At 64.9% G+C, this 17,213-nt stretch carries 17 protein-coding genes; 11 read left to right on the top strand and 6 right to left on the bottom strand.

Going from position 1 to position 17,213, the window contains the following annotated elements:
* Window positions 1–32 precede the first annotated feature (32 nt).
* On the bottom strand, window positions 33–917 hold the full coding sequence (locus ACIPIJ_RS12535; RefSeq protein WP_401076895.1) for a LysR family transcriptional regulator: 885 nt from the start codon (window positions 915–917) through the stop codon (window positions 33–35).
* Between the two features lie 181 nt (window positions 918–1,098).
* On the opposite strand from ACIPIJ_RS12535, the gene ACIPIJ_RS12530 reads away from it, so the two are divergent.
* From ACIPIJ_RS12530 to ACIPIJ_RS12515, 4 genes are all read left to right on the top strand, one after another.
* Window positions 1,099–2,139 (top strand): Ldh family oxidoreductase, encoded by a 1,041-nt coding sequence (locus ACIPIJ_RS12530; protein ID WP_401076892.1) that lies wholly within the window; start codon window positions 1,099–1,101, stop codon window positions 2,137–2,139.
* Window positions 2,140–2,229: 90 nt separating this feature from the next.
* Complete coding sequence (locus ACIPIJ_RS12525) at window positions 2,230–3,531, top strand: CitMHS family transporter (protein ID WP_401076889.1); 1,302 nt, start codon at window positions 2,230–2,232, stop codon at window positions 3,529–3,531.
* A gap of 28 nt (window positions 3,532–3,559) precedes the next feature.
* Window positions 3,560–4,534, top strand: coding sequence for a hydroxyacid dehydrogenase (locus ACIPIJ_RS12520; RefSeq protein WP_401076886.1), 975 nt, complete (start codon window positions 3,560–3,562; stop codon window positions 4,532–4,534).
* 13 nt (window positions 4,535–4,547) lie between these two features.
* The gene (locus ACIPIJ_RS12515; protein ID WP_401076883.1) at window positions 4,548–5,246 is read left to right on the top strand and encodes an RraA family protein; all 699 of its coding nucleotides are present in this window, start codon (window positions 4,548–4,550) and stop codon (window positions 5,244–5,246) included.
* Between the two features lie 244 nt (window positions 5,247–5,490).
* Here the strand turns inward: ACIPIJ_RS12515 and ACIPIJ_RS12510 are convergent, their stop codons facing one another.
* Window positions 5,491–5,889, bottom strand: a complete 399-nt coding sequence (locus ACIPIJ_RS12510; protein WP_401076880.1) for a hypothetical protein — start codon at window positions 5,887–5,889, stop codon at window positions 5,491–5,493.
* Between the two features lie 234 nt (window positions 5,890–6,123).
* Here ACIPIJ_RS12510 and ACIPIJ_RS12505 point away from each other — a divergent pair, with 234 nt between their 5' ends.
* The gene (locus ACIPIJ_RS12505) at window positions 6,124–6,603 is read left to right on the top strand and encodes an isochorismatase family protein (protein WP_401076878.1); all 480 of its coding nucleotides are present in this window, start codon (window positions 6,124–6,126) and stop codon (window positions 6,601–6,603) included.
* Here ACIPIJ_RS12505 and ACIPIJ_RS12500 read toward each other — a convergent pair.
* Both ACIPIJ_RS12500 and bamA read right to left on the bottom strand, forming a co-directional pair.
* The gene (locus tag ACIPIJ_RS12500; RefSeq protein ID WP_401076875.1) at window positions 6,563–6,913 is read right to left on the bottom strand and encodes a hypothetical protein; all 351 of its coding nucleotides are present in this window, start codon (window positions 6,911–6,913) and stop codon (window positions 6,563–6,565) included. The two genes, ACIPIJ_RS12505 and ACIPIJ_RS12500, sit on opposite strands and share 41 nt — an antisense overlap.
* A 98-nt stretch (window positions 6,914–7,011) precedes the next feature.
* Entirely contained in the window at window positions 7,012–9,375 is a 2,364-nt protein-coding gene (bamA, locus tag ACIPIJ_RS12495) for an outer membrane protein assembly factor BamA (protein WP_401076872.1), read from the bottom strand.
* Between the two features lie 191 nt (window positions 9,376–9,566).
* On the opposite strand from bamA, the gene ACIPIJ_RS12490 reads away from it, so the two are divergent.
* Complete coding sequence (locus tag ACIPIJ_RS12490; RefSeq protein WP_401076870.1) at window positions 9,567–10,259, top strand: response regulator; 693 nt, start codon at window positions 9,567–9,569, stop codon at window positions 10,257–10,259.
* A complete protein-coding gene (locus tag ACIPIJ_RS12485; protein WP_401076868.1) occupies window positions 10,256–11,515 on the top strand; it encodes an ATP-binding protein in 1,260 nt (419 codons plus the stop codon). The genes ACIPIJ_RS12490 and ACIPIJ_RS12485 overlap by 4 nt, the downstream gene beginning before the upstream one ends.
* Before the next feature lie 67 nt (window positions 11,516–11,582).
* Here the strand turns inward: ACIPIJ_RS12485 and ACIPIJ_RS12480 are convergent, their stop codons facing one another.
* Window positions 11,583–12,536, bottom strand: a complete 954-nt coding sequence (locus ACIPIJ_RS12480) for a LysR family transcriptional regulator (RefSeq protein WP_401076865.1) — start codon at window positions 12,534–12,536, stop codon at window positions 11,583–11,585.
* A gap of 146 nt (window positions 12,537–12,682) precedes the next feature.
* Between ACIPIJ_RS12480 and ACIPIJ_RS12475 the strand changes: the two genes are divergently transcribed.
* Genes ACIPIJ_RS12475 through ACIPIJ_RS12460 form a run of 4 tightly spaced genes read left to right on the top strand, consistent with a single transcriptional unit; the run spans window position 12,683 to window position 16,427 of the window.
* A complete protein-coding gene (locus ACIPIJ_RS12475) occupies window positions 12,683–13,510 on the top strand; it encodes an amidohydrolase family protein (RefSeq protein ID WP_401076862.1) in 828 nt (275 codons plus the stop codon).
* 42 nt (window positions 13,511–13,552) lie between these two features.
* The gene (locus ACIPIJ_RS12470) at window positions 13,553–14,902 is read left to right on the top strand and encodes an MFS transporter (protein ID WP_401076859.1); all 1,350 of its coding nucleotides are present in this window, start codon (window positions 13,553–13,555) and stop codon (window positions 14,900–14,902) included.
* Window positions 14,899–15,639 (top strand): SDR family NAD(P)-dependent oxidoreductase, encoded by a 741-nt coding sequence (locus tag ACIPIJ_RS12465; RefSeq protein WP_401076857.1) that lies wholly within the window; start codon window positions 14,899–14,901, stop codon window positions 15,637–15,639. The genes ACIPIJ_RS12470 and ACIPIJ_RS12465 overlap by 4 nt, the downstream gene beginning before the upstream one ends.
* The gene (locus tag ACIPIJ_RS12460) at window positions 15,636–16,427 is read left to right on the top strand and encodes a sugar phosphate isomerase/epimerase family protein (protein WP_401076854.1); all 792 of its coding nucleotides are present in this window, start codon (window positions 15,636–15,638) and stop codon (window positions 16,425–16,427) included. The genes ACIPIJ_RS12465 and ACIPIJ_RS12460 overlap by 4 nt, the downstream gene beginning before the upstream one ends.
* A gap of 34 nt (window positions 16,428–16,461) precedes the next feature.
* Here ACIPIJ_RS12460 and ACIPIJ_RS12455 read toward each other — a convergent pair whose 3' ends face one another.
* The gene (locus tag ACIPIJ_RS12455; protein WP_401076852.1) at window positions 16,462–17,211 is read right to left on the bottom strand and encodes an ABC transporter ATP-binding protein; all 750 of its coding nucleotides are present in this window, start codon (window positions 17,209–17,211) and stop codon (window positions 16,462–16,464) included.
* Window positions 17,212–17,213: the final 2 nt, after the last annotated feature.

The following is a 17,213-nucleotide window of genomic DNA, read 5'->3' as shown; positions in this document are numbered from 1 at the left end:
GTGTTTCGGCGACCGGGGCCCCGATCACGCCTTCAGGGATAATCCGTGCGAATGATGTTCAGCAGGCACAATGTTGCGGGCGACAGCCAGGCCTCCTCGCGATAGATCACCCCAAACGTACGCCGCATGCAGGCCCCTGGGATCGGCACCTCGCGCAGGCTGCCACCCGGCCGGTCAGGCCCGAGGTTGCGCCGTGACAGCAGGCTCAACAACCGGTTCTCGGCAATCAGTTGCGGCAGCAGCAAAATGAAGTTGGTCTCCACCTGCACCCGTGGCGGCGGCTGGCCGTGGTCCTTGAGCAAGGCTTCCAGCCAGCGCCGGGTCGATACCTGGTTCGACGCCAGCACCCAGCGATGCCGAGCCAGCGCTTCCAGGGTCATCGGCCCGTCGAAGATCGGGTGATCGGGGCTTGCGACGATTACCACGTCGTCGTCGATGACCGGGTGGTTGGTGAAGCCGGGTTGGCGGTTGTCGAGCGGCGCCAGCATCAGGTCGATGTGCCCGGCCAGCAAGCTATCGCGCAGCATGTCGTTCATGCCGATCTTCACATCCATGGTGACGTCGGGCGCACTGCGCAGGAACCGCGACGTGAGCGACGGCAGCAGCAGTTCGGCCATGGTGGTCGATACGCCCAGCCGCACATGGCCGGTGATGCCCATGCTGAAGTCGATGATCTGGCGTTTCGATTCATCCATGCTGCGCCGCAAAATCTTCGCCCGCTCCAGCAGCAGCGCACCGATTGGCGTCAGGACGATGCGCCGGCCGGTGCGTTCGAACAGCTCGGCGCCCAGTTCGTCCTCGAGCCGGCGGATGCACTTGGACAGCGCCGATTGGGTGCGGCACAGCGCTTCGGACGCACGACCGAGGTGGCCGAGCTCGGCGATGGTTTCAAAGTAGCTGAGGTCGCGGTAGTCCATTGGCCAATCCTCTGCGGCTGCGAGCGAGCGGCCAATGTGCCAGAACCTATTCCCCGGATTCAACGATCGCGGAAAATTAGCACTTGGACCGCGGCCGCGTGGCTGACCAACAATGCCGGCGAGCCAGGTATGCAGTGCATGCCTGAGCCTTTCTGCCATTGTGTTCAGCCAGGTGTAACCGATGTCCGAATCGACTTTAGTTTCCTACCAATCATTGCTTGCGCAGGTGAGCGGAATTTTCGCCGGCTACCTGCCCGCCGACGACGCGCATTACGTCGCCACCTGCCTGGTTGACGCCGATGCACGTGGCGTGGCGTCCCACGGCATCGGCCGCATCCCGGTGTACACCCGGCGCCTGCGCGAAGGCCTGGTCAATCCGCGCCCGCAGTTGCGCGTCGAGCGTGGCGAGCAGGCGACCGCGCACCTGCACGGTGACAATGGCATGGGCTACGTGGTGGCGCGCAGGGCCATGGCCGAAGCCATCGCCCGTGCCCAGCGCTTCGGCATCGGCATGGTGCTGGTGTCGCACAGCAACCACTTCGGCATGGCCGCCAGTTACCTGCAACAGGCGCTGGATGCCGACCTGGCCGCGCTGGTGCTGACCAACGCGCCGCCGTTGATGCCGGTATGGGGCGCACGCCAGGCGTTCCTTGGCACCAGCCCGTTTGCCTACGCCGCACCGGGTGCGACGCCGCTGATGCTGGACATGGCCACCTCGGTGGTGGCGTTCGGCAAGATCCGTCGCGCGGCGCGCCGCGGCGAGCCGATCCCTGCCGACTGGGCGCTGGATGCCCACGGCCAGCCCACCACCGACGCGGCCGCCGCGCTCGACGGCGTGGTGCTGCCCATGGCTGGGCCGAAAGGTTCGGGCCTGGGGCTGATGATGGAGTCGGCGGCGGGGGTGATGTCGGGCTCGGCTTTCGGCGGCCAGGTGCGCAACCAGAACAGCGACTTCACCCAGCCGCAGAACGTCGGCCACAGCTTCATCGTGTTCCGCCCCGACTGCGCCATGGCGTTCGATGCCTACCGCCAGCGCGCCGATGCATTGGTCGAACGCGCCAAGGCGCTGCCGCGCGCGGAGGGCTTCGACGCCATCTACATGCCCGGCGAGCGAGAAACCCTGGCTGCCGCCCAGGCCTGCGCCGAAGGGCTGCAGGTCAGCGCGCAGGACCTCGACATGCTGCAACAGGAGGTTGCCCTGGCCCGCCAGCACGCGGCCTGACGCTGCATCGCTGCACACCGCCAGACCGGCGGTGCCCATAACAACAATAACCGGCATCCGTACCGCGGATGTTTTTGGAGGACGCCTCATATGCTGACCCTTCTGGGTGGTTCGATGGTCGCCACATTCATGGCGCTGATCATGACGCGGCGCATGTCTGCGCTGGTGGCGCTGGTCGTGGTGCCGATTGCCTTCGGCCTGATCGCCAACGGCGGGCACATCGGCCCGATGATGCTCGAAGGCCTGCTCAAACTTGGCCCTACCGCAGCGCTGCTGATGTTCAGCATCGTCTACTTCAGCCTGATGACCGACGCCGGGGTGTTCGATCCAGTGGTGCGCGGGGTGGTCCGCGTGGCCCAGGGCGACCCGTTGAAAATCTACCTGGGCACCGCGGTGATGGGCATCACCGTGGCCTTGGATGGCGATGGCACCACCACCTACATGATCTGCGTGTCAGCGTTGCTGCCGATCTACAAACGCCTGGGGCTGTCGCTGCAGTACATGGCGACGTTGCTGGTGATGTCGATCGGCATCATGAACATCCTGCCTTGGGGCGGCCCGACGGCCCGCGCGGCATCGGCCCTACACCTGGAGGTGGGCGATGTGTTCGTACCGCTGATTCCGGTGATGGCCACAGGTTTTGCCTACAACCTGGTGGTGGCGCTGGTGTTCGGCCTGCGCGAACGGCGCCGGGTCGGTGTACTGTCGGTCGAACAGTTCCAGGCCATGAAGCGCGACATCGCCCAACTGCCGGACTACCGACGCCCGCGCATGCTGTGGCCGAACGTGATCCTCACCGTCGCGCTGCTGGTGGCGCTGACTGTCGGCGTGCTGCCGTTGCCCATCTTGTTCATCACCGCAACCGCGCTGGCCCTGATGATCAACTACCCGAGCCTGGCCGAACAGAAGGAACGTTTGAGTGCGCATGCCTACAACGTGATGTCGGTGGTCGGCCTGATCCTCGCAGCCGGGGTATTCACCGGCATCCTGTTCGGCACCGGCATGGTCGACGCCATGGCCAACGACCTGCTCAAGGTCACCCCCGCATGGCTCGGGCCTTACCTGGCGCCGGCCACGGCGCTGTTCAGCGGTGTGGCGACCTATGCGGTAACCAACGACGCGTTCTATTTCGGCATGCTGCCGATCCTCGCCCAGACCGCCCAGGAATACGGCATCAGCGCTGCTGAAATGGCCCGCGCCTCGGTGCTCGGTCAGCCGATGCACCTGCTCAGTCCATTGGTGGCATCGACCTACGTGCTGGTCGCGCTGCTGGACCTCAACTATGGCGACAACCAGCGACGCTGCATGCCCTGGGTGATAGGGCTGATGGTGGTGATGCTGATCAGCGCCATGGTCTTCGGCGTGCTGCCGCTCAAGGCTGGCGTGGCCTGACTCAACCCTTCGTAAAAAGGAAGTTCTCATGACCTATACCGTTCTGGTCACCGCACCGACGCTTGCCGCCGCAGGCCTGGAGCGGCTCGCCGCGCGCAACTGCCGGGTGCTGTTCATCGAGCAGGGGCAGGGCGCCGGTGAAATCGAAGCCTTGATAGCCCGCGAGCCGGTTGATGCGGTGATCTCTCGCACGCTCGACCTGACCTCGGCGGCGCTCCAGGCCAGCCCGCGCCTCAAGGTGGTGTGCAAGCATGGCGTCGGGGTCGGCAACATCGATGTCGATGCCGCCACCCGTTTGGGCATCCCGGTCTTCGTCACGCCGGGCGCCAATGCCCAGTCGGTTGCGGAGATGACCCTGGCGCTGATGTTCGCCGCGGCCCGCCGCGTGCCGTGGATGGACCGGCAACTGCGCCAGGGGCAGTGGGCCCGTGTGCAGGATGGCTTGCAGTTGAGCGGTCGCACGCTGGGTTTGGTCGGCTTCGGCCAGGTAGCGCGGCGTGTGGCTGCCGCCTGCCAGGCCATCGGCATGTCGGTGGTGGTGTACGACCCGTTTCTGCCTGAAGGCGCCGCGTTGGAAGGTGTCGAACGGGTAGAGCGCCTGGACCAACTGTTGCCGTTGAGCAACGTGCTCAGCCTGCACGTCCCGCTGACCGCGCAGACGCGGCAGTTGATCGGTGCTGCCGAGCTGGCGGCGCTGCCCGTCGATGCGCTGTTGATCAACACCGCACGTGGCGAAGTGGTCGACGAGACCGCCTTGATTGCCGCCCTGCGCGAGCGCCGGCTGTTCGCTGCCGGGCTGGACACCATGGCCGTCGAGCCCTTGCCGGCAGACAGCCCGTTGCTGCAACTGGACAACGTCGTGCTCACCCCCCACGTCGGCGGCTCGACGCCGGCCGCGCTGGCGGCCATGGCCCGCGATGCCGTGCAGCACGTTCTGGCTTACCTGGACGGCGAGCCCGGTGTAGCCGCTTGCTGCGTAAACCCCCTTGTTTTCAACCGTTGAAACGGAGATTCCCATGACTGCATCCACTGCAAGCCAATGGCCTGTCGGCTATCGCATCAACCCACGCGTCGCCCGCCTGGCTGAAGACCTGGTCGAGCAATTTCGCCGTATCCCGGTGGCCGTTGCCGGCGACTGCATGGGCCGCTGCATCGGCGCCCGCGGCTTGCGCGCCTACCATGGCGACTTGTCGCTCAAACTGTGCGGCCCGGCCTTTACCCTGCGCGTGCGCCCGGGCGACAACCTGATGGTGCACAAGGCATTGATGATGGTGCAGCCCGGTGACGTGTTGGTGATCGATGGCGGCGGCGATGTCAGCCAGGCGGTGATCGGCGGCCTGGTGCGTACCACTGCGCTGCGGGTGCAACTGGGCGGGATCGTCATCGACGGCGCCGTACGTGACCTCGAAGAGTTGGCCGAGGGCGTGGTACCGGTGTTCGCCGCCGGCCATACCCACCGTGGCCCGAGCAAGGACGGCCCGGGTGAAATCAACGTGCCGATCGCTTGTGCCGGCCTGTGCGTGATGCCCGGGGACCTGGTGCTGGGGGACGGCGATGGCGTGATTGCCATCCCGGCCGAAGAGGCCGCGGCCTTGCTGCCCAGGGCCCTGGCTCACTTGGACCGGGAGGAGGGCATCCGCGCAACCAACCGCCTCGGCACTGCAGACCCTGAACGCTTCGATGCCTTGCTGAGGGCCAAGGGGTTGCCGGTTTGAAGGCGGGAGCGGGCTTGCCCGCGAAGAGTCCACTGCGGTGAGTGGCACAAGTTTCGCCCGTGCTCGCGGGTAAACCCGCTTCTACAAGGCCTGCGCACGCCTCAAGACGTTGAGCAAGACACTGGCCCGCGTAGGGACCGTGTTGCATCCGACATTGGTAAGTGCATTTTCGCACCACGCACGCTGGGTTATCCTGCGGGCCTTCCGTCGTTGCCGGTTGTGGCTGGGCCGGCCGCGGGGTTGTTCAGCGGCGATAGTAGTGGTGGTCGGCCTCGTAGCGGTGGTGCGCGGCCCGGTCATGGTGGCGCTGCCATTCGCGGCGGCGTTCGGCGTCGCGGCGCGCCTGCTCGCGGCGCCATTGCTCACGCCGCCAGTTTTCGCGGCGCCAATCGTCGCGACGGTCATGCCGGTAGCCGTCGCGGTAGTAACGGTCATCGTGGGCCAGCAGTGTGGCGGGCTGCTGTGCAGCCACACTCGCCAGGCTTGGCCAGGGGTTGTTGGCGTCCTCGTCTGGGGCCTGCACGGGCATGGCTTGGGGTGTGTGAACAGGCGCTGAAACCTTCATCGGTGTTGCGGAAGCCGAGCCCATTGCCGCGAACGCGAACAGGCCGAGGAGCACTATCCGTGGGACATGGATTTTCATGAGCGAAGACAACCTCTGCTGGAAATCGGGACGTTGGGCCATGCAGTAGCGGGCCAGCCTGAGGGCTGCCTGGCGAACCGTATGTGCCTGATCACATAGACCAGCAAACAGGAAAAAGTTCGGGAAAACCGCTACTTAAAAGCCAACGTCACACGGGCGGCGACAGCCGGAACGGGCTCAAGGCCTGCCGGGAGCGGTATACTGCGCGCCTTTGCCAGTGCCTCGGAGAACGTCATGCGGCAGGTTTTACTCATCGTCGATGTCCAGTCCACCTTCAGCCCGCCGGAGTGGCTGGTCGATGGCGTGCGTGCGTTGTCGGCGACGATCCCGACCATCGCCTCGGTCGAGCTGCATGACGAGCAGGTGACCCCGTTCCAGCGCCAGCTCGGCTGGCACCCCGCAGCCGAAGACGAAAGCCTGGTCGAAGCGGACAAGGTGTTCATCAAGCACGGTTATGGGCAGACCGCCGAAACCCTCGATCACATCAGGCAGCTGGGCGTCGAGCGGGTGCTGGTGTGCGGGTTGCAGACCGAGACGTGCGTGCTGGCCGCAGGCTTCGCGCTGTTCGATGCGGGGTTGATGCCGACGCTGATCACCGACCTGACGGTGGGGTCTTCCCTGGATCGCTCAGGCAAGATGGGCATCGAACTGTGGAAGCACCATTTCGGCAATGTCACCACCCGGGCCGAGGTGCTGGCCGAACTCGACCCCTGAGCCCGCGGCAGGCTGGATCGCTTATCCAGACCAGCGGGCGCGACGGGTCGTTGCTGGCCATGCGCTTGAAGGTGTCCGATTCGAGCATGGCCTTGAGCTGCCTGCCCAGGGCCAGCAGGCGCTCGGCGAAGCCTGGGCTGAGGCTGCCGCTGTCTTCCAGCGACAGGCCGCTGCCGTCCGGCTGGATCGCCAGGTGGTACTGGCCGTCGCCACTGCCGCAGAGGGCAACCGTGTAGCGTGGGCCGAGCAGGGCGGCCAGGCGTTGCTGTACCAGGGCGAGCAACGCAGTGGGGACTTCTTCTTGCAGCATGGAGGGGTACCTGCCAGGCGAATTCTAAGGGAAGCCAGCTTAGGCAAGTGGACTGTCAACTTGGGTTAAGCCGGGGTAAAAGCGGGTAATACCTGCAGTCAGAAGGTCTGCCCCAACGAGAACTGGAAGATCTGCGTTTCGGCGTTATCCGGTTTTTTCAGCGGGGTGGCCAGGCTGAAGGTCAGCGGCCCCATCGGGCTGTACCAGGTCACCCCAACCCCCAGTGACACCGCCAGCTGGTCCAGGCCCACGCTGCCGCAACCTTGCGTGGTAGACAGGTAGCAGGTGTCGGAATAGACGTTGCCGGCGTCGACGAACACCGAGCTGCGCAGCTGGCGCTGGTCCTTGATGAAGGGCATCGGGAAGATGTATTCGGCGCCGCCGGTGATCAAAATATTGCCCCCCAGCGCATCGGTGTCGCGGTCGGAATAATAGGCCTGGCCGGCGCTGGCATAGGTGCCGGTTGCCGGCGTGTTGCGTGGCCCCAGCGATCCATCCTTGAAGCCGCGTACCGAGCCCTGGCCGCCCGCCGTGTAGTTCTCGTAGAACGGCAGGCCGTCGGTGGCGCCGTAGCCATTGCCGTAACCCAAGCTGGTATGCAGGCGCAGGGTGCTGCGCTCGCTCAGCGGCAGGTAGGTCTGGCCGTTGTAGTCGAGTTTGTAGAACGACAGGTCGCTGCCGGGCGTGGTGGCCATCAGCGTCAAGCTCTGCGAGTGGCCACGGGTCGCCAGCACCCCTTTGTTCAAGGTCGACTCGGACCAGCCGATCGAGGCCTTGAGGTTATTGAAGCTCTCGCCCTCGCGCTGGATGAAGTCGTAGATCTCGTCGGCGCTATAGGTGCCGGGGGAGATGTCGTCGTGCTGCAAGGTCAGGCCATAGGTCAGGCGCGAAGTTTCGCTGATCGGGTAACCGAGGCTGACGCCTGCGCCATAGCTGTTGATGGCGTAGTACGAGACGCCGTCATCGTAGTAATCGCTGTAGTCGGTGCTGCTGTAGAACAGGTTGTAGCCCAGGCTGACGCCATCTTCGGTGAAGTAGGGGTTGGTGAAGCCGAAGTTGTACTTGGTCTGGTATTCCGAACGGGTCAGGCCGATCGACACCTTGTTACCGGTACCGAGGAAGTTGCTCTGGCTGATCGTACCACCCAGGATCAGGCCCGCGCTCTGGGCGAAGCCGACGCTGGCGGTGATCGAGCCGGAGGCTTGCTCTTCGACGCTGTAGTTGACGTCGACCTGGTCGTCGGTGCCCGGCACAGGCGGGGTCTCGACGTTGACTTCCTTGAAGAAGCCCAGGCGCTCCAGGCGTGTCTTGGACTGGTCGATCAGGTAGGTCGACGCCCAGCCGCCTTCCATCTGGCGCATTTCGCGGCGCAGCACTTCGTCTTCGGTCTTGGTGTTGCCGCGGTAGTTGATGCGGTTGACGTAGGCACGCTTGCCCGGGTCGACCACGAACATGATGTCGACGGTGTGGTCTTCATCGTTCGGCTGTGGCACGCCGTTGACGTTGGCGAAGGTGTAGCCTTCGTTACCCAGGCGACGGGTGATCAGCTCGGACGTGGTGGTCATCACCTTGCGCGAGAACACCTGGCCTGGCTGCACCAGCAGCAGCGACTTGACCTGGTCTTCCGGCACCTTGAGGTCACCGGACAGCTTCACGTCGCGAACGGTGTACTTCTCGCCTTCATTGACGTTGACGGTGATGTAGACGTGCTTCTTGTCCGGGGTGATCGACACCTGGGTCGAGGCGATGTCCATGTTGATGTAGCCGCGGTCCAGGTAGTAGGAGCGCAGGCGCTCCAGGTCACCGGAGAGTTTCTCGCGGGCATACTTGTCGTCGTTCTTGAAGAACGACAGCCAGTTGGTGGTCTTCAGCTCGAACAGCTGCGACAGCTCCTCATCGTCGAACACGGTATTGCCGACGATGTTGATGTGCTGGATGGCAGCGACGGTGCCTTCGTTGATCTTGATTTTCAGCGCGACGCGGTTGCGCGGCTGCGGCACTACCTCGGCGTCGACCTCGGCCGAATAGCGGCCCTGGGCCACGTACTGGCGCTGCAGCTCGTTACGCACACCTTCGAGGGTGGCGCGCTGGAAGATCTCGCCTTCGGCCAGGCCCGACTGTTTCAGGCCCTTCATCAGGTCTTCGGTGCTGATCGCCTTGTTGCCTTCGATCTCGATGCTCGACACCGACGGGCGCTCGACCACGTTGATGATCAGGACATTGCCGTCACGGTTCAGCTGGATGTCCTGGAAGAAGCCCGTCTTGAACAGCGAACGGGTCGAATCCACCAGGCGCCGGTCATCGGCCTGATCACCGACGTTCAGTGGCAAGGCGCCGAACACGCTGCCGGCGGATACCCGCTGCAGGCCGTTGACCCGGATGTCGGCGATCCTGAACGGCGCCGCCTGGGCCACGGAGGCTTGCAGCAGCAGGAGGGAGAGCAACAGTCGCGGGTAGTTCATCGGGGGATCCAGGCAGGCATAGAGGAGCAGCGCGGTGGCTGCCGGGCAGCGGGCGATGAGGATAAGGGCGGCCTGTGTTTGGCGCGGTTAACCCAGGGTAAAGATGTGTAAAGTTCGCCCGGCCTGCGGTGACAGGTTGTCGCTGCGCGGCGATCATGGGCGCTTTGAAGCCCTGCCAAAGCGTGCCCACCATGATTCCCGTGCTGCTGGTCGATGACGACCGCGAACTCACCGAAATGCTTGCCCTGTACCTCGCCCGCGAAGGCTTCCAGGCGACCGCCGTGGCCACTGGCGAGGAAGGCGAGGCCCAGGCGCTGAGCGGGATCTACCGCATGGTGGTGCTGGATGTGATGTTGCCGGGCATCACCGGGATCGAAGTGCTGCGGCGCATTCGTGCGCGCAGCCAGGTACCGGTGCTGTTGCTGACTGCCCGCGGTGACAACATCGACCGCATAGCCGGCCTGGAACTGGGGGCCGATGATTACGTGCCCAAGCCCAGCTCGCCCGGTGAACTGGTGGCGCGGCTGCGCGCGATCCTGCGCCGGGTACAGCCACAGGCGTTGGCCGACAGCCTGGCTGCCGAGTCCATCGGCAGAGGCTCGTTGACCCTGTGGCCAGGCAGCCGCAAGGCGCAGTGGGGGGTGGCCCCGCTGGAGCTGACCGGAACCGAGTTCAGCCTCCTCGAAGCGTTGACCCGCCAGGCCGGGCAACTGGTGAGCAAGCAGGACCTGTCGCTCAATGCCTTGGGGCGCCCGCTGACCCGTTACGACCGCCGTATCGATGTGCACATCAGCAGCATTCGCCAGAAACTCGGCCCGCGCGCCGACGGCAGCAGCTGGCTCCAGAGCGTGCGCGGCATGGGCTACATGTTGATCGTCGAATGATGCGCCGGCGTTTGTTCTGGAAGCTGTTCCTGGCGTTCTGGCTGGCCAACTGCCTGACGTTCCTGGTCGGCGCAGGGGCCTTCATGCTCGATGAACTGCGCGGCGACACCCCGGCCCTGCGCTCGCTGCTGGCCACCGAGCTGAACATGCTGCACCGCTATGGCGAACAGGCCGGCCGCCAGCTGTTGCAGGTTTCGCCACAGCCCCAAGGTGTGCAGGTCGGGCTGTACGACGGCGCCGGCCACTTGCTGGCCGGCAGGGCCGTGGTTGAGCCGCGCTTCGAGCGGGCGCTGCTTGACCAAGGCGGCCAGGCCCTGGTGCTTCGGTCCTCGGTGGCGACCACCCTCGATGAGGCACCGCGCCCGCGCGGCATGGGCCCGCTGGTGACCGGCACGCTGATGAGCGCACTGTTTGCCTTGCTTTGCAGCTTGTACCTGACCCGCCCGCTGGCCTGGCTGCGCGAAGCCATGGGCCAGGTCGCCGTGGGCCGTTTCGAGGTGCGCGTCAAGCCCCGCCTTGGCAGGCGCCGCGATGAGATCGTCGACCTCGCCGAAGACTGCGACCGCATGGCCGGCCAGCTCAAGGCGCTGGTCGAGGCGCAGCAGCAGCTGCTGCATGATATTTCCCATGAGTTGCGCTCGCCGCTGACCCGGCTGCACGCGGCCATCGGCCTGATACGCCAACAGCCGGAGCGGGGTGAGATGCTTGAACGCATCGAGCGGGAGTCGCGGCGCATGGATGACCTGATCGAACAGCTGCTGACCCTGGCGCGTGTGCAGTCACAGACGGCGGATGGCGCCAGCGAGCCGCTGGATGTGGTCGAGCTGCTGGCACAGATTGTCGAGGATGCACGGTTCGAGGCGGGCATGAAGCGGTGCCAGGTGTCGTTGAGCGCGGACGCTGCGTTCGTCACCCGTGGCCATGAAGAGCTGTTGTATCGCGCGTTCGAAAACGTGGTGCGCAATGCCGTGCGCTATACCGAAACCGGTACCGAGGTACGCGTCGAAGCGCGGCTGGCGAACGCTGGCGAGCAGTTGCAAGTGAGCATCATCGACCAAGGGCCGGGCGTTGACCCGGCGCGCCTGCAGAGCATCTTCGAGCCGTTTGATCGCGGCGTCGACAGCGGCAACGATGGCTTCGGCCTGGGCCTTGCGATCGCCCGTCGGGCCATCGGTTTGCATCAGGGCAGTATCACCGCCCAGGCGGCCGAGCAGTGCGGCCTGCGGGTGAGTATCCTGCTGCCGTGCCTGAGCTGACCTGGCACATTCCCTGTGGGGGCCACTGTCTTCTTGTGGAAGCTGGCCTTGCCGGCTCAAGGCGTTGTCAGATCAATGGCAGCTCGAACCCCTCGATCCCCCGCCCAAGCTTGAGCGCCTGCGCGTGCAGCACGCGCATCAGGTGCAGCGCCGCCTGCGACGGTGGCTCGAAGCGCGAATAGACGAAGCTGATGTCGAAGTGAATCTCTTCAGCCAGTGGCACCACCTGCAGGCCGCTGTCCTGCGCGACGAATTCGTCGATCAGGGTGATGCCCATGCCTTGCTTGACCAGCGCCACGGCTTCGTTGGCATTGGTGAACGACAGCAATGAGTCCAGTTGCAGCCCACGTCGCGCGATTTCGTCCGCCAGCAGCTTGCCGAACGGCATGTCCGGGCGGAACAGCAGCAAGGCGTGGCCTTCCAGTTGCTGCAGGGTCAGTGCGCGTTGCGGTGCCAGCACATGGTCGGCGGGCATCACGGCCACCATGCGCCCGCGCATGAAGGCCTGCGAATGCAGGTGGTCATGGACCACCGGCAGGGCGGCAATCGACAGGTCGACTTTTTTCGACAGGATCTGGTTGGGCATCTCGCCCATCAGCGACGTCTGCCATTCGATCTGCAGCGCCGGCGCCTCGCGCTTGAGCTGGGCAAGGGCTATCGGGATGACCACCGTCGACAGCGATGCGCTGCAGGAGATGCGCAGCTTGCGGTGCGTGCCTGAGGCCAGCGAGAGCGCGGTTTCATTGACCTGCAGCGCCGCCTGGTACACCCGCTCGACCTCACGGAACAGGATCTGTGCTTCAGCTGTGGGCACCAGGCGATTGTTGATGCGCTCGAACAGGCGATACGCCAGGCGCCCCTCTATGTAGCCGATCAGCTTGCTCACTGCCGGCTGCGAAACGTAGAGCATTTTAGCCGCAGCGCTGATCGAGCCGGTCAGCATGACTGCCCGGAACACTTCCATATGCCGCAGTTTGAACAGCATGGCGCTGGTATCGGCGCCGTCTTGCCCGGGGAGCATGAGCATTACCTTCGGTTATGGTCTTGGCCATCTGTGTATGAGCGTGGTGGCGGCGCCCGCAGTATCGTGAGCCCAGGCCAATCGCCCTGGTGGCGAACAATAACAAGATCTGCAGGCAAGCGCAGTGGCGCTTGAAGGAACCGCCTTTGAACATCTTTGACGAACCGAAGATCGATTGCCATAACCATTTGTTTGATCCCGCACGCTTCGCTTATCACCCCGATGCGCCTTACGCACCGTCCGGCCAGGAGGTCGCGCCGCTGGAACAGTTCAACCAGGTGATGGACGCCTACGGCGTGCGTCATGCCTTGCTGGTCGGGCCGAACAGCGGCTACCACACCGACAACCGCTGCCTGTTGCATGCGCTGGCCAGCGGCCAGGGGCGCTTCAAGGGTGTGGCGGTGGTCGAGCGGCAGATAAGCCTTGAGCAACTGGCTGCGCTGCGTGAGCAGGGCGTGGTTGGCGTGGCGCTCAACCCCGCGCTGTATGGCGTAGCCAGCCTGCATGACGTCGAGCCGCTGTTCGGCAAGCTCGCCGAGCTTGGGTTGTTCGCCCAGATACAGGTGTGTGAAGACCAGTTGCTCGAACTGCTGGGCCTTATCGACCGCAGTTCGGTGCGTGTGCTGATCGACCATTGCGGGCGCCCCGATGCCGCCGCCGGTATCCAGCAGGCTGGCTTTCAGGCGTTGCTCAGGCTGGCCCGGCATGGGCGGGTCTGCGTGAAGCTCTCGGGCATGCAGAAGTTTGCCGCTGCCGATGCCCTGCTCGGGCAGAGCAGCGCCTACGTGCATGAATTGATCAACGCCTTCGGCCCGCAGGCCTGTGTGTGGGGCTCCGATTGGCCGTTCATTCGCCAGCGCACGCGGGTGGATTACGGCCCCTTACTGAAGCTGGCCGAGCGTTTGATGCCCGACCCGCAGCTGCGCCGCACCATCATGTGGGACACCCCTAGGCGCCTGTTCGGCTTTGCCTGACGCCTGCGCATTTGCCATTCCAATAACAAGAGAGCAATTGTCATGAACGCTGATCAGCACATCGGCGCCGGAGTGTTCGACACGCCCGCGCGCCTGCAGCAACGCACCCGCACCCGCTTCATGATCCTGGCGCTGATCTCGGGCGGCACCATGATCAACTACCTTGACCGCAGCGTCATGGGCATTGCAGCGCCGAGTATCAGCGCCGACCTGGGCCTGAATGCCGCGATGATGGGCCTGATTTTCTCGGCCTTCTCGTGGACCTACGCCGCCGCGCAGATCCCCGGCGGCATCCTCATCGACCGGCTCGGCACCAAGCTCACCTACTGGCTGGCGCTGACCCTGTGGTCGCTGTTCACCGGCCTGCAGGGCCTGGCCCAGGGCTTTTTGTCCCTGCTGGGCATGCGCTTTCTGGTCGGTGTGACCGAAGCACCGTGCTTCCCCACCAACAGCCGCGTGGTGGCGACCTGGTTCCCGCAAAGCGAGCGGGCCCGGGCGACCGGCATCTACACCTTTGCCGAGTACACGGGCCTGGCGTTCCTCACGCCGCTGCTGTTCTGGGTGCTGCACGCCTATGGCTGGCGTTTTCTGCTGATGGCGGTCGGCCTGATGGGCGTGCTGTACGGCCTGGTGTGGTGGCGCAAGTACCATGAGCCGCACCAGTCCAAGACGGCCAACCAGGCCGAGCTGGACTATATCGCCGCGGGGGGTGGTGTGGTCGATGGCGGCCAGAAAGCCACGGTGTTCCGCTGGTCGCAGATCCCGGCGCTGCTCAAGCACCGCAACATGCTGGGTATTTGCCTGGGGCAGTTCGCCTGCAACTCGACCAACGTGTTCTTCCTCACCTGGTTCCCGACCTACCTGGTCACCGAACGGCACATGCCTTGGCTGAAGGTCGGCTGGGTCGCGGTGCTGCCGTTCATTGCCGCCTCGCTGGGCACGCTGGTCGGCGGTTGGCTGTCCGATGCACTGCTGCGCCGCGGCTACTCGCTGAACGTGGCGCGCAAGCTGCCGGTGATCGCCGGGCTGCTCACGGCGTCGGTGATCGTGCTGGCCAACTATGTCGAATCCGACGTGCTGGTGATCGCCATCCTCTGCGTTGCCTACTTCGCCCAGGGCATGTCGGCGCTGGCCTGGATGATCGTCTCTGACATCGCGCCAAAAGGCCTGCTGGGCCTGAGTGGCGGGTTGTTCAACCTGTTCGCCAATGCCGCCGGCATCGTCACACCGCTGACCATTGGCCTGATCGTCACGGCCACCGGGTCGTTCGTCTGGGCACTGGTTTTTGTTTCCTCGATCACCGCGCTTGGTGCGCTGTGCTACCTGTTCATGGTGCGCGACCTGCGTCGCCTGCCGGATATTCCCTGTGTCGAAAAAGGAGCTGAACAATGAGCCAATCCCTGCAAGGGCAAACTGCAATCGTCACCGGCGGCATGCGTGGCATCGGCCTGGCCATCGCCCAACGCTTGCATGCCGCAGGTGCCCAGGTGGTGATCTGGGACCTTGCGGTCGAGGGATGGGACAGTGTGGGCAATGGCTTCGAGCCGGTGTTGCGCCAGGCCGTGGATGTCGCCTCGCTGGCCTCGGTCGAGGCAGCGTTCACTGAGGTGCTGACCCGCGTGGGGCCGGTGGAGATCCTGGTCAACAACGCCGGTATCAACGGCCCGGTAGTGCCGTCCTGGGAGTACCCGCCAGAGGCGTGGGACAAGGTCATCGCCATCGACCTGAACGGCGTTTTCTACTGCTGTCGCACGGCCATCCCGCACATGCGTGAACGTGGCCATGGGCGTATCGTCAACATCGCCTCGATGGCGGGCAAGGATGGCGTGCAGTACATCTCGGGGTACTCCGCGGCCAAGGCCGGGGTCATTGCCTTCACCAAGGCTGCGGCCAAGGAGCTGGCGCAGGATGGCGTGCTGCTCAACTGCATCGCGCCGGCCATGGTCGAGACGCCGCTGATGGCCGAGATGACCGCCGAGCATATTGCCGCGAGCAAGGCCAAGATCCCCATGGGGCGCTTTCTCAAGGCCGAGGAGATCGCCAACATGGTGGCCTGGATCGCCGGGCCTGAATGCAGCTTCACCACCGGCTTCGTGTTCGACTTGAGTGGCGGGAGGGCGACCTATTGAGGCCGTTGGGGGTTGCCCACCTAACGGCATTGGACCTCGCCCCTGAGGCGCTGGTGCGCGAGGCCGGCCGGGCCGGCTTTACCTCGGTGGGGCTGCGCTTGCACCCGGTGATGACGGGTGGGCAGGCCTATCCGTTGGCGGCGGGTGGCCAAGAGCTGCGCGAGCTGAAGGCGGTGATGGCGGGTGAGGGGGTTGGCGTTGCCGATATCGAATTCGTCTCGCTGACGCCGCAGCTGCTCGTTGCCGATTGCGAAGCCTTACTGGCGGCCGGTGCCGAGTTGGGGGCGGCGAGCCTTACGGTTTCCGGCGATGACGAGGATGGCGTGCGGCTGGCGCACAACTTCGCGGCGCTGTGTGAACTGGCCAACGTTTACGGCCTACGCGTGGACCTGGAGTTCATGCGCTGGCGGCCGGTGGCGACACTGCAGCAGGCGCTGGCCGTGCTGACGGCGGCCGGGCAGGGCAACAGCGCGGTACTGGTGGATGCCCTGCACCTGTTCCGATCGGGTGGCGACGTGGCGGCGATTGCCCAGGTGCACCCGCACTACCTGCGCGCCGTTCAGCTGTGCGATGCGCCGTTGCAGGCACCCGCTGAAGCGCTGATCATCCAGGAAGCGCGGGAAGGGCGGTTGTTGCCGGGGCAGGGGCAGTTGCCGTTGGTGGCGTTGCTGGATGCATTGCCAGCGGATGTGCAACTGAGTGTGGAGACGCCTTCTTCGGCACTGCAAGGTGAGCGCAGATTGAAAGCGGCACGTGATGTTACCCGCGCCTGGCTTGATCAAGGTTGATTATCGGGGCCGCGCGGTGGCCCCTGCAGCTGGGTCAGATCACCCGAGCACTGTGCAGCGCCTCCAGCGCTTCGCTGCGCAACCGCGCCAGCCGGTCATCACGCCGCTCGCGCGGATACTCCAGGCCAACCTGCAACTCCCGGCACACGGTGCCGGGGCGGTTGCCGATCACCAGCACCCGATCACTCAGGTACAGTGCCTCATCCACATCATGGGTCACCACCAGCAAGGCAATCCCGTGCCGCTTGGCCAGTTCCAGCAACAAGTCCTGCAGCTTGAAGCGGGTGAACGCATCCACCGCGCTGAACGGCTCATCCAGCAACAGCAGCTGCGGCTGACCATACAGCCCGCGCGCGATGGCGACGCGCTGGGCCATGCCGCCTGACAAGGCTTTGGGCAGCGCATCGGCAAAACCGCCAAGGCCCACTTCGTCGATCAGCGCGGCAACCCTTGCACGGTCATAGGCGTTGTCCTCGCTGAAACCAATGTTGTCAGCCACGCTCAGCCAGGGCATCAGCCTGGGCTCCTGGAACACGAAGCCGACTTGCTCAGGGCGGCGCTGCAAGCGGCCGACAAAGCGTTGGTCCAACTGCGCCACCAGACGCAGCAGTGTGCTCTTGCCGCAACCACTCGGGCCGAGCAGGCTGACGATTTCGCCGGGTTGCAGTTGCAGGTCGATCTGGCCGAGGACCTGCGTGTCGCCGAACGCTTTGCTTTTAACCTGCAGCGCCAGCAAGGGTTCTGTTGCCCGCGGGGGCTGATGAATACGTAACGGTTGATTCATGG

The organism is Pseudomonas sp. NPDC087185, from assembly GCF_044744955.1.
Lineage (GTDB): Bacteria > Pseudomonadota > Gammaproteobacteria > Pseudomonadales > Pseudomonadaceae > Aquipseudomonas.
The sequence above is the reverse complement of the archived record's forward strand: the minus strand, read 5'-3'. Positions and strand labels throughout refer to the sequence as shown.

Excerpts from the sequence above, each read along its gene's own strand:
- ACIPIJ_RS12535 (WP_401076895.1), bottom strand. The coding sequence starts at position 917 with ATGGACTACCGCGACCTCAGCTACTTTGAAACCATCGCCGAGCTCGGC.
- ACIPIJ_RS12530 (WP_401076892.1), top strand. The coding sequence starts at position 1,099 with ATGTCCGAATCGACTTTAGTTTCCTACCAATCATTGCTTGCGCAGGTG.
- ACIPIJ_RS12525 (WP_401076889.1), top strand. The coding sequence starts at position 2,230 with ATGCTGACCCTTCTGGGTGGTTCGATGGTCGCCACATTCATGGCGCTG.
- ACIPIJ_RS12520 (WP_401076886.1), top strand. The coding sequence starts at position 3,560 with ATGACCTATACCGTTCTGGTCACCGCACCGACGCTTGCCGCCGCAGGC.
- ACIPIJ_RS12515 (WP_401076883.1), top strand. The coding sequence starts at position 4,548 with ATGACTGCATCCACTGCAAGCCAATGGCCTGTCGGCTATCGCATCAAC.
- ACIPIJ_RS12510 (WP_401076880.1), bottom strand. The coding sequence starts at position 5,889 with ATGAAAATCCATGTCCCACGGATAGTGCTCCTCGGCCTGTTCGCGTTC.
- ACIPIJ_RS12505 (WP_401076878.1), top strand. The coding sequence starts at position 6,124 with ATGCGGCAGGTTTTACTCATCGTCGATGTCCAGTCCACCTTCAGCCCG.
- ACIPIJ_RS12500 (WP_401076875.1), bottom strand. The coding sequence starts at position 6,913 with ATGCTGCAAGAAGAAGTCCCCACTGCGTTGCTCGCCCTGGTACAGCAA.
- bamA (WP_401076872.1), bottom strand. The coding sequence starts at position 9,375 with ATGAACTACCCGCGACTGTTGCTCTCCCTCCTGCTGCTGCAAGCCTCC.
- ACIPIJ_RS12490 (WP_401076870.1), top strand. The coding sequence starts at position 9,567 with ATGATTCCCGTGCTGCTGGTCGATGACGACCGCGAACTCACCGAAATG.
- ACIPIJ_RS12485 (WP_401076868.1), top strand. The coding sequence starts at position 10,256 with ATGATGCGCCGGCGTTTGTTCTGGAAGCTGTTCCTGGCGTTCTGGCTG.
- ACIPIJ_RS12480 (WP_401076865.1), bottom strand. The coding sequence starts at position 12,536 with ATGCTCCCCGGGCAAGACGGCGCCGATACCAGCGCCATGCTGTTCAAA.
- ACIPIJ_RS12470 (WP_401076859.1), top strand. The coding sequence starts at position 13,553 with ATGAACGCTGATCAGCACATCGGCGCCGGAGTGTTCGACACGCCCGCG.
- ACIPIJ_RS12465 (WP_401076857.1), top strand. The coding sequence starts at position 14,899 with ATGAGCCAATCCCTGCAAGGGCAAACTGCAATCGTCACCGGCGGCATG.
- ACIPIJ_RS12455 (WP_401076852.1), bottom strand. The coding sequence starts at position 17,211 with ATGAATCAACCGTTACGTATTCATCAGCCCCCGCGGGCAACAGAACCC.